This window comes from Oleiphilus sp. HI0067 (assembly GCF_001635735.1).
This window is the reverse complement of sequence record NZ_LWFI01000866.1, coordinates 1-11,296: the sequence shown is the minus strand read 5'-3', so window position 1 is coordinate 11,296 and position 11,296 is coordinate 1. Positions and strand designations below refer to the sequence as shown.

Here is an 11,296-nt window from a genome sequence, read left to right as displayed (position 1 = left end):
TCGCTAGTCTTTCGAAGTATATTGAGCACCTTGGCTGGAATGAATGAGCACTTTATCTTTCGATCTTCATTGTGAAACTGCCATTAATGATGCATCAATGACTAAGTCAGATTTAGGTGAAGCCTTCATCGACCAATCAATGACTTTGCGCGAAAACAGATCGATGACAACTGCAAGATATAGCCAGCCTTGATAGGTTTGTATGTAAGTAGAATCTGTCACCCATTCCTTGTCAGGCTAATCTACTTCGGATTCTCGATTTTAATGATTGTTTTTTGTAGCACAGAATGAAAACCTTCTCTAAGTAAACAAATTTATAATTCAGACGTTATTGAAGGAGAGAGGCCTAAGATCTTAGTAATTTGGTTATTCTTAACCATTTATAAATTGTTGTTCAAATGTATGGATAATGCTTCGAATAAACCTAAACGTCAGTAGCTAAATCCATATCGTCACTTTAAATTAAGCCTTCGATTGTCACGCTATTGTCGAGGTCTTGTCTTATAATCTATCGTTTACTGTTTCAAGATTTATAGGGCTAGCCGTGAGCGATATCGATTTAACTGATCTTCCTAACCTTGTTGAAGATTGTTTTAAAGCACCTCAACAAGATGAATTAGCGGTTGCTGAGCACAGCACGCATCCTCCTAAAATTTTGCTTCTTTATGGGTCTTTAAGAGAGCGCTCATTCAGTCGTTTAGTGGTTGAAGAAAGCGCACGCATACTCGAAAAAATGGGCTGTGAGACTCGTATTTTCGATCCATCTGGACTGCCTTTACCTGACGATGAAGATGCCTCGCATTCTAAGGTGCAAGAACTACGCGATCTAATGACCTGGTCTGAAGGGCAGGTGTGGTGTTCGCCTGAGCGTCACGGTTCGATGACTGGCATCATGAAAGCGCAAATAGATTGGGTGCCATTGTCTCTTGGTGCAGTGCGTCCTACGCAAGGTAAAACGCTTGCGGTCATGCAGGTTGAGGGTGGTTCGCAATCTTTCAACGTTGTGAATCAACTGCGTGTGTTAGGTCGTTGGATGCGCATGATCACGATTCCAAACCAGTCTTCGGTTGCTAAAGCATGGTTAGAATTTGATGAGAATAACCGCATGAAACCTTCAGGCTTTTATGACCGCATTGTAGATGTATGCGAAGAGCTAGTGCGTTTTACGCTACTTACGCGTGACCGAGCTGATTACTTGGTGGATCGATATTCCGAACGTAAAGAAAGTGCTGAAGAGCTAATGAGACGCGTAAATCGGAAAGTTATTTAAGGAAGGTCTGATTAACTTTCGAAATCGATGGTTTTATTTGGAAAGGCACGCTTAAGCGTGCTTTTTTGTGTAAGGCGTATGAGATTCCAATCGCTGGCTATGTGAAGTATTTACGGTTTAAGCTAAAAAGAGAGTGATTAAATACGACACGTTAAAAAAACTAGCAACAGGGAAACCCCATGAAAACAAAAATAATACTCTCTGCCGTCTCTCTTGCACTGGTTGCAGGCTTGGTAATTTATTCAACGAGCAACAATACATCAACCGCACCTGAGGTTCCGGTCGCGAGTACTGAAGAACGTTTGCAAGACATGCAAGCAAAACAGACTGAAAACGTCAGAGCACTTCCAGACCACCTTAAAAAACGTGAGATGCCAGAGGTCGATGAACTGGTTATCGAACTCAGCAAACGCATGCGTGAGCAGTTCGCGAACAATATTGAGGACATTGTCGTTCAAGTACGATTGCGGGATTTGCTGATCAGCTTAGAGCAAGATTTTCCAGGGCAGGGGCACATGATGTTCGAACAGATCGTGCGAGCGGCGTTTCCTGAGCTTGCCGATCAAATTATTGCTGCGGTCGACAAAATGGGCGATTACGAAGATTGGCTTGTTGACAGCTACCTCGACCTTGAAGCGCTCAATGCGGTGGCCAAAGACAACACCATTTGGAATAAGCGAATTGAAATTTTTGGCGAGTCTGACGCGCGTAAAATTTGGAACGAACAGTTTGCGCAAGAAGAGCAGAGAGAGCGCAATGTAAAAGTAGTATTGAATGAATTAAGCACCGATCCAAATGTGCCAATGGAAGAGCGAATTTATTTGGTTCAATCAGCCATGGAAGAAAATTATGGTGACACGCCCGCAGGCTTAATGATGGGTACGGCGAGTGTGACAACGCAACTTATTTTCAGAATGGATGCTGTTCAACAAGAACTAGCAGGAATGGACCCTGAGGCGCGTCAAGAGACGATCAATCAAATGCGCTTGCAGCTTGGCTTTCCTGAGGAACGAATTGCGCAGTTGGAAGAAGAAGATCAACGTCGTGATGAGCAGTGGACGAAAGGCTATGCCTATATGGAGGCGAGAACCGCACTTCTTGAGAGTTATACCGGAGAAGATTTAGAAACCGAGTTAGATATTTTGCGTCTTACGCATTTTGATGACCGTACCGCTTATTCGCTTAAGCAAGAAGAAACCATTGGAATGATGCGTTTTGACCGCCCCAGAGTGTATGGCATGAATTAATTTATCCTGCCCTCTTTAAAGAACACGCGAAAGCGTGTTTTTTCGTTTTATATCTAACGAATTTTTTGATCTGACTTAACGGATAACCTAACTTGCAGATAATTTTGTGATGAGCTTCGCATTAATAATGTAAACATGGCCATTATTGATAGGTTTGCATAAAAAGCGAACAGATGGTTGGACTTTGTTCGTGAACTGACTCCAACTGTGAATTTTTGTTAAGTAGGATTTTCGCTCCACTTTAAATCTAAAAATAAGGAAGGTTGGAGAGAACAATGACTTATCTTAAATCAGTAATAAACAAGCTTGCTAAAGCAGCAACTGTCGCTGCCGTAGCTTTCACTGTAGTAGGTTGTGTTGGTAATCCCTATGATGAGGATGTATCAGACCGTGGTGGACGTAACGACGTAATCAGTGTGGGTGACTCGATCTTTGACTTAAATGGTGTGATTCAAGAGACTCTTGAAGCAAACATGGGTCAAGAGTTCCGTGATTACACGCAATCAGGTGCTGAAATCACTGGCGGCCTGATCGCAACTTCAGTAACAAATCAATATCGTGATGCACGTGCAACAAATCCGAACATCAACGTTGTGTTGGCTGATGGTGGCGGTAACGACATCTTGATTCCTGCAACACTTCTTGACCCATACGGATGTCGTACTCAGTGGTACCGCTGGTGGCCATCAAATGCTTGCTACAACTTGTTGGAGGATACTGTTCTTCTTGGCATAGACCTAATGAATGAAATGGACGCTGATGGTGTTCAGGACATCGTTTGGTTGGGTTACTACAACCTTCCACGTGGCAATAGCAACCTTAACTCTATCTTGAATACAGGTGGCGATTGGTTGAACTACGCATGTGAAACAGCAACAACTGCAAGCTGCTCGTTCATCGATACGCGTGGCACTGTTCCAGCAAGCCAAGTTGAAGGTGATGACATTCACCCAACTCCAGCAGGTTCTGTAAACCTTGCAGGCCAAATCTGGCCAGTATTCAGCACTAAGCTATAAGCATTAGTGCCAATCTACACGGTGCAACGTCGTGTAGATTCGTTTTAGAAAAGCACGCCTCGGCGTGCTTTTTTGTTTCATCTTTAAGTTAAACCTAAGATCGTTTTCCTAGCTTAATTCGTTATTGACCGTCTACGTTTCGTAGCCGCTTATTTTCCATCAATGTGTTTTTTATTACGAATTTACCTTACTAGTACTGGCCGACATTGTTCATGATTTGGCCTGTCATGTTCATATTTTGACCTCTAATTGTTAGGTCTAAATTTCTTAGTTTATTAGTATGTTGCGCGCCATATGCGAGTATGGCGACATAATAAAAAGCTTGGAGAGAACAATGATAAATCTAAAAAAAGTTGTATCTAATGTAGTAAAAGCAACGGCAGCAACTGCTGTTGTATTAAGTGTTGTGGGTTGTACGGGTAGCCCATATGAAGAGCAAGTAAATGGTCGAAATGACGTGGTGACTTTAGGTGACTCTATTTTCGATTTGAATGGTGTAATTCAAGAAACGCTAGAGGCTAATGCCGGCACACAATTTCGTGACTACACGCAGTCAGGTGCTGAATTACAAGGTGGTAGCTTGGCGCCATCTGTGTATGAGCAATATGCCGCTGCAAACAGCTTCAATGGTGATATCAATACCATTCTTATGGATGGCGGCGGTAACGACATCTTGATCCCTGCTACACTTTTTGACCCTTACGGATGCCGCACGCAATGGTATCGTTGGAATCCTTCTCGTTCATGCAGAAACTTGATTGAAGATCAGCGTATTAACGCAGTGAACTTGTTGAATCAGATGGATGCAGATGGTGTTGCTAACGTTGTTTGGTTGGGTTACTACGAGCTTCCACGTGGCAATGCGAACTTAACGAAAGCTTTGAACATTGGTAACAATAAGCTTCGTAGCGCTTGTCAGAGTGATTCTGTAGCGAGCTGCCAGTTTGTTGATCCACGAGGCACTGTTCCAGCGAGCCAAGTTGAGAGTGATGACATTCACCCAACACCAGAAGGTTCAGTGAACCTTGCAGGACAAATTGAGCCAGTATTGTTCCCACTTCTATGATAAGAAGTTGAATCTGGCTTACGGCTAGATCGGTTTAATGTCGAAATAAAAAGCACGCCCTAGGCGTGCTTTTTTGTTTATGGCTCTAGTGTTTTAAAGGTGCCATCAAGCCAACCCTGAATTTCTGACATATACCATGGAGAGAATGGATTATCAGAAACGCCACCTGCTGTGCGGGTATGAAGTATTTGTTCACTCATGTCTGCCGCGATGCGCACTGATGCGGCGAAACTCGTTTTGCGGCCAGCAGCTTCATAAAGCTGGCCTTGATGTGGTGTTGCTCGTCCACCGATCATTGAAACAGTTTTACTGTCTAGACCAAAGAATAGAGGCAGCTTGCCTTGCAGCAAAATGTTTGTGAATTGGAAGGTGTTGGTTTGACCCCACGTTCGTTCTTCAAAGTGCGTGCACACGTTCAAAAACGCCTGTTTAAAACATTCTGCTTGGTTGTTGTCTTGATACCACACTGAACTTGGCTCAAGTAAGCAGCGATCAAAGTTTTGATAAAAGTCGATAAATAAACAGGTTTGTTCGCGTAAGTGTTTGGTGAGTTCTGGGCTAATTTGTTCGTCTTGAAATACAAGGTGGCGAAGCTCGGTGTAGAAACATTCAAATAGGTTTGCCGCAATCGAGTCTTTGTCGTAGCAGAGATCCCAATTCAGCAAGCTTTGTGCGAGCGGCTGATCTGAAAAATTCTCCTCTAATACTGGCTTGAGTACATCCATAAACTCCTTCGCTTGAAGTGAAAAGAGATCCATCTGAATTGCTTGCGTGCTTAATAAGTCTTGTTCTGCGTTTTGCGAGAGTAGGTCGTTAATACGACGTGCGCGATGATCCGCCATTGGCATATTGATGGGGGAGGTCTTGCCAAATTCATTCAAGTCTTGATTTGCTGTGACAAAATAGCCGCATTCAGGATTAAAGCTTCTGGGTAGATCTTCAATCGGATGAAAACCTTTCCAGTCGTAGCTTTTGTCCCAGCCTAAACCAGGTACAAAACCATTCCAGTTATTTTCACGGATAGGGCACAGACCTGACATTTGATATCCAATGTCGCCATGGCTATCTGCGATCACCCAGTTCCATGCACTTTCAATCGCGCCCAAGTGTATTTGTGCTTCGGCTACGGTGCTCACGCTATTTAATGCGAATGCTGCATTTAGCGTGGTGGCGCCAGATTCAGCCGGCGCCCAATGCGTTGCAAGGTAATACCCTGTTTCGGTGGGCAATCCATCAAGAACACCATGATGGTTTTCGTAGAAGGTCTCGCGGTGGTCTGCGTGTTTTTTACGAGTAATTAGCTCCTCTCGCTGGGAGAACTTAAACCACTCATCTTCAACACGGTATTGCCCCTCTTTGCAGTCTTCGATCCAGCTGTCGACGGTATCTGCGAAGGTATAGGTTGCGCCCCAAGACAGTGTTTTATTTCTCCCGACCAGAAGGCCAGGTAAGCCTGGCATGCCATAGCCGATCGTTGATTGCCCTTGGTAATTTATAGCGGCCTCGTACCATACATTGGGTAGCCGATTCACTTCTAGATGCGGGTCGTTTGCCATTAATGCCGCACCCGATGCAGTTCTTTTCGGGCTAACCACCCAATTATTCGATGCCATCATTCTCGGCGCAGCGCTCTGCCATAGTAGCTCTAAAGGTAGATGACGATCACCTAACTTGAGTTTCTCTATTAAGGCGCGATCGATATGTTGGTCATGGATTGGGAATAAGCTTTTCAGTTTTTCATCACTCACTCCATTTTGAATGAGTTCGATAAAAAGCCTTTCGGATTCAGCTTGAGTTTGGGCGAGGGTCAGATAGCTCGTCATGCGGAAGGTCAGCATAATGTCGCTTGGTGTCCAAGGCTCATGTTTTCCAATTAATAGGCGCATGAGTCCTGATGTTCGATGCTTCAAACCAGCATTAATGCCATCACATAATGCTAGTAGCCATTCATGTGTTTCTGAGTTTAATTTACTGAGTTCTTTTTCTGCGCCTTGCTGCCAGTTCATGCGGCGAAAGAATATATCAATCTCGAGGTTTTCATTCGTATCATCAAGCAGTTCGCATAAACGACCTTGCCCTAAAATACGCATAAATTGGAGCTGCATACCACGATCAATAGCGTGGCAGTATCCGAGCCCCCATGTGGCATCGTTTAAGTTGTTTGCGTTGATATGTGGCACGCCGTTGGCGTCGCGTTGAATGCTTAGCCCATCAGGGAATTGGCCGCGGATTTTAACACTCGAAGATTTTGGTAGTTTGAACATAAGTGACAGCTTGTGATTATTTTTTTGCCCACTATATTCTGTTTTCTGGATTGCAACAACGGAGTGCACCATGTTTATCGCTTGCAGTGAAATGTTCAAAATAGGTGTTGGGCCATCAAGCTCGCATACTATGGGGCCAATGAGCGCAGCGCATGCATTTCGTTCAACTGTATTAGCTGATCACAAGCCAGATCTGCAACCTAAGGAGGTCTATGTTCGTTGCACCTTATTTGGCTCTCTCGCGTTTACTGGCAAAGGGCATGAGACCGATCAAGCTGTTCGACTGGGTTTGAATGGTTACTTGCCTCATCAATTGGTTGACGTAGATCTTCGTGTATTAAAGTGTCAGATAGAGGCTTCAGAACAGCTATCAGGCACGGAGATTTATTATGATCCTGCCGTTCATCTTATATGGAATACCGATCGATCTGATTTGCCGCATCCTAACTTTCTTAGCTTTGAATTAGTGGTTGATGATGAGGTGTTGCTAGAACAGTCATATGCATCAATTGGCGGGGGCTTTATTGTTGTTGAACAAGAGCTTGATCAGCATGTGTTGAGCTTAAGTCAGGTCGATATCTCTTTCCCATTTTGCAACGCGCAAGAAATGCTAAGCATGAGTGGAGATTCGGCTTTAAGCATTGCTGAGATGAAACTGAAAAATGAACTGTGCTTTCAAGAAGAGACGACGTTTTCAGAACATGTTTTAACAACATGGCGGGCAATGCAGAGCTGTGTTGAAAAGGGACTACAAGCAGAAGGTGAGCTTCCCGGAGTTTTAAGAGTACAACGACGAGCCGCGACACTTTTTCAAAAACTCGTGAAAAGCCCTGTAAATATAGAGTGTCATGAATGGCTGAGTGTTTACGCGATTGCCGTCAATGAACAAAATGCGGCAGGAGAGTTGATCGTGACAGCGCCGACGAATGGTGCGGCGGGCGTTGTGCCAGCGGTGTTGTATTACATGGATAATCACTATTTTGAGCATGGCTTGAGTGATGCTCAGATCCTGACATTCTTTTTGAGTGCGGCAGCGATTGGCGGATTGATCAAACATAATAGTTCTATCTCTGGTGCAGAGGTTGGCTGCCAAGGTGAGGTGGGAGCTGCATCGGCAATGGCTGCTGCAGGAGCTTGTGCTCTAAAGGGTGGAACGCCTGAGCAAGTAGAGCATGCGGCAGAAATCGCTTTAGAGCACCATTTGGGGATGACGTGCGATCCGATTCAAGGCTTGGTGCAAGTGCCTTGCATAGAAAGAAATGCTTTTGGAGCGGTGAAAGCATGGCTCGCATCAGATCTCGCTCGCAATGCTGAAGGCGAGCATATTATGTCGTTGGATCGCTGTATCAGTGCGATGCACGAAACCGGTTTAGCAATGTCGGACAAGTATAAAGAGACATCGTTGGGCGGTTTAGCTGCGTCTTGGGTCGAATGTTAGCCGATTTAGGCGCGGGAGCTTCCGACTTCTGACGCGGCAATAACCTCTTGTTCGTTTGTTGCTGATGCGCTCCATGCCTGCATGGCAGGTAAGGATAGCAGGGCATCCATATACGCGAGGCTGGTGTCAGAAACTTCAATGTTGTAAGTGGCGAAGCGTGTCGCGACTGGTGCAAACATGCAGTCAACAATACTGAAGTTTCCAAACAGAAAGTCGCCATCATGACGATTAAGGGCGTCTTGCCACATGCCGTCGATACGGTGGATATCATGCTCGCATTTGTCACTAATCTTAACGCGACGCATGGCTCTGATATTCATGGGTAATTCAGTTCTTAATGCTGAGAATCCAGCATGCATTTCTGAGCAATAAGCTCGCGCTAAGGCACGGTCTTTTATCGAGGCGGGGTAGGCCTGCCCATTCAAATAGGTTTCGTTGATATATTCGCAAATCGCCATGGACTCCCAAACAATCAAATCACTATCGATAAGAACAGGCACTTTGAAGGACGGAGAATACTCTGCGAGTAACTCATGCGTTCTAGCTTGTGCGAGCGGTATGCGTGTTTCTTCAAAAGGAATATTGAAGTAGGAAAGTAGTAACCATGGCCGTAAAGACCAAGAAGAGTAGTTTTTGTTTCCTATGACTAATTCCATACTCGCTCCCTTTAGTCGAGTTATCCGCCCGAGCGTATTACAGTATAGCCCTTATCTTCCAGGAGCTTGACCAAGATATCGCGCTGGTCTCCTTGAATTTCGATAGTGTGTTCTTTTACTGCTCCACCAACGCCACATTTCTTTTTCAATTCCTTCGCAAGCGACTTCAATTTATCACTTGGTTCGAGAATGCCATCAACGAGCGTAACGCCTTTTCCGCCGCGGCCTTTGCGTTCGTATCGAACCCGTACGATGCCATCTCCTTCAGGAATCTCGTCCTTACTGCAGGCACAAGCTGAGATTGCTTGCTCGCAATTTGGGCAGGTTTTGCCGTGCTCAGTGGAGTAAACCAATCCACCAAGATCTGAGAGGGAGTTTAATTTCTTCGGCACGGTTAGTTTCCTTAGCTTATTAGGCGCGCATGAGGGAGCGTGTCCCGATGATGGCGCCCAATCCAACAATAAAGTTTGAGAGTGCGGCAGCAATGTAGATGCCATCTAAATCATAAAAGTACTGCCCAACAAAGGCGAGTGGTACGAACAAGCCAATCAATCGCATAAAGGACATGAGCAAAGATGGAGTTGGCTTACCCATGCCATTATATGTTGAAGAAGTGATCATAATCACTGCAAGGAAAAAGTACGACCAGGGTACCAATTCTAAATAATGCGCTGATGATGAAACAACAGCCGCGTCGTCAGTAAAGAACATTGATAGCTCATGACTGAACATCATCAAAATAATGGTGATACCAATACAAAAGAGAAGGCTAAATGATTGGCTGAGCCTGAGTGCTTCTGCAACACGTTCTTTACGTTTCGCTCCCCAGTTTTGCCCTACAAATGGACCCATAATTGAAGAAATCGCCATGATGACAACCAGGCACAATGATTCAATCCGAGAAGCAACGCCAAAACCTGCGACTGCGCTTGCGCTATATCCTGCAACCAGCCACGTTGAGAATGCCACGGAGAGCGGTGCGATAAGATTGGTGCCAATCGCGGGAATAGCAAGATGAAGAATCGCTTTCCAACTTTCGATAATTCTGCCGCGACAATCCTTGAGGCTTAGAAAGCGTAATTTAATAGCCAATAAATACAGGCCAATGATTAAGGCAAAAGAATAGGAGATGACGGTCGCAATGGCCGCGCCTTGCAAGCCTAAAGCGGGAAGTCCGAAATAACCAAAGATCAGTATCGGGTCGAGAATGATGTTCACAATGGCGACGACGATCATAATCATACTTGGAATAAAGGTGTTGCCAGCCGCGCGCAGTGCAGAATTTCCAACCATGGGAATAACGACGATAAAACTGCCTAAGAACCAGATGTCCATAAACTCATGGATTAACGGCAGTAGGGTGTCTGGCGCACCTAAGGCGATAAAAATTGTATCAATATTGTGATAACCGATAATCGCGAAACTCAGCGCCACGCTCAGGCCTATGAACAGTGATTGCGTGGCATAAATACGAACGCGCGTCGTATCACCTGCACCAATTGCACGAGATATCAACGATGAGCTACCGATGCCAATGCCGAATGCGAGGCTCAACAGTATTGAGACAACAGGGATGGTGAATCCCATTGCGGCAAGGGGTTCGGTACCCAATTGTGCGACATACCATGTGTCGACGATGTTCATCGACATGATCGATAAAATGCCCCAAATCATGGGTATCGTCATCTTGCGCAGGTGCGGGCCGACAGGGCCGTTTGTTAAATCAGATTGAATCATTCAATGAGAACGTAGTGTTGAGAGAGTAGTGAATACACTGGTGTTGGAGCACAGACTTAGGACTTTTTCTCTTGCTCTTCTACGAAGTGCAAGGCCATATTAAATGCTTCTCGTGTATAGGCGAGTACGTGGGCAAACCCTTCGTCGCTCAATTCGCGTGCACTATCTTTGGAGCGCAGTATGTTAATGAATTCACGCTCACGCTGATATTGCAGAGGAAGCCTCCCTGCACCCCAATCATGCAGTAGTCGCCAAGTCTCAGGTGAATACGTTCGGCTGTACTTCAATATAAAAGGAATTGGGTCGTTACGAGCCAGCAACGAGCTTAAACGTAAAATTAATTCGAACGATAGGGTAGCAGTGCCATTTTCAACTGCTTCAATAAGCGATTTGTCTTTGAGCTGAAGTGCTTCGTTTAATTCGTTGATTGTAAGCCCGGCAACTTCTCGTAGATCTTTTAAACTCTCACCTGCGGCTACCATCAACTTCAACTGATCTTGAGATTGAATGAGTGCCTTACCAACTTTGTAGGAGGTATCTGTTGTGCGTTTAGCTATCCTAAAAGCCTGGCCAGCAGCAGATCCAACACGATCAAATAGCCC

At 45.0% G+C, this 11,296-nt stretch carries 10 protein-coding genes and 1 pseudogene; 5 read left to right on the top strand and 6 right to left on the bottom strand.

The window, feature by feature from the left end:
* Window positions 1-6: 6 nt before the first annotated feature.
* Window positions 7-237: pseudogene (locus A3739_RS28065) on the bottom strand (DDE-type integrase/transposase/recombinase); the annotation flags it as partial.
* 307 nt (window positions 238-544) lie between these two features.
* Here A3739_RS28065 and arsH point away from each other — a divergent pair.
* The 4 genes from arsH to A3739_RS09330 all read left to right on the top strand — a co-directional run bounded on the left by arsH (window position 545) and on the right by A3739_RS09330 (window position 4,599).
* Complete coding sequence (gene arsH / locus A3739_RS09345; protein WP_082878337.1) at window positions 545-1,270, top strand: arsenical resistance protein ArsH; 726 nt, start codon at window positions 545-547, stop codon at window positions 1,268-1,270.
* Between the two features lie 179 nt (window positions 1,271-1,449).
* The gene (locus A3739_RS09340) at window positions 1,450-2,517 is read left to right on the top strand and encodes a hypothetical protein (protein ID WP_068476178.1); all 1,068 of its coding nucleotides are present in this window, start codon (window positions 1,450-1,452) and stop codon (window positions 2,515-2,517) included.
* A gap of 275 nt (window positions 2,518-2,792) precedes the next feature.
* Window positions 2,793-3,533 (top strand): hypothetical protein, encoded by a 741-nt coding sequence (locus A3739_RS09335; RefSeq protein ID WP_068476177.1) that lies wholly within the window; start codon window positions 2,793-2,795, stop codon window positions 3,531-3,533.
* Between the two features lie 334 nt (window positions 3,534-3,867).
* Window positions 3,868-4,599 (top strand): SGNH/GDSL hydrolase family protein, encoded by a 732-nt coding sequence (locus A3739_RS09330; RefSeq protein ID WP_068476176.1) that lies wholly within the window; start codon window positions 3,868-3,870, stop codon window positions 4,597-4,599.
* A gap of 77 nt (window positions 4,600-4,676) precedes the next feature.
* Here the strand turns inward: A3739_RS09330 and A3739_RS09325 are convergent, their stop codons facing one another.
* A complete protein-coding gene (locus tag A3739_RS09325) occupies window positions 4,677-6,863 on the bottom strand; it encodes a penicillin acylase family protein (protein ID WP_197469512.1) in 2,187 nt (728 codons plus the stop codon).
* 70 nt (window positions 6,864-6,933) lie between these two features.
* Here A3739_RS09325 and A3739_RS09320 point away from each other — a divergent pair, with 70 nt between their 5' ends.
* Entirely contained in the window at window positions 6,934-8,301 is a 1,368-nt protein-coding gene (locus A3739_RS09320; RefSeq protein ID WP_068476174.1) for an L-serine ammonia-lyase, read from the top strand.
* Between the two features lie 5 nt (window positions 8,302-8,306).
* On the opposite strand, the gene A3739_RS09315 is transcribed toward A3739_RS09320, so the two are convergent.
* The 4 genes from A3739_RS09315 to A3739_RS29860 form a co-directional block, all read right to left on the bottom strand.
* Window positions 8,307-8,957, bottom strand: coding sequence for a glutathione S-transferase family protein (locus A3739_RS09315; RefSeq protein ID WP_068476173.1), 651 nt, complete (start codon window positions 8,955-8,957; stop codon window positions 8,307-8,309).
* Between the two features lie 20 nt (window positions 8,958-8,977).
* Window positions 8,978-9,349 (bottom strand): translation initiation factor Sui1, encoded by a 372-nt coding sequence (locus tag A3739_RS09310; RefSeq protein ID WP_068476172.1) that lies wholly within the window; start codon window positions 9,347-9,349, stop codon window positions 8,978-8,980.
* Window positions 9,350-9,368: 19 nt separating this feature from the next.
* Window positions 9,369-10,694: an MATE family efflux transporter gene (locus A3739_RS09305; RefSeq protein ID WP_068757781.1), complete on the bottom strand. Its 1,326-nt coding sequence runs from the start codon at window positions 10,692-10,694 to the stop codon at window positions 9,369-9,371.
* A gap of 56 nt (window positions 10,695-10,750) precedes the next feature.
* Window positions 10,751-11,296, bottom strand: a 546-nt coding sequence (locus tag A3739_RS29860; protein WP_197472241.1) for a helix-turn-helix domain-containing protein, incomplete at its 5' end; no start/stop codon positions are given.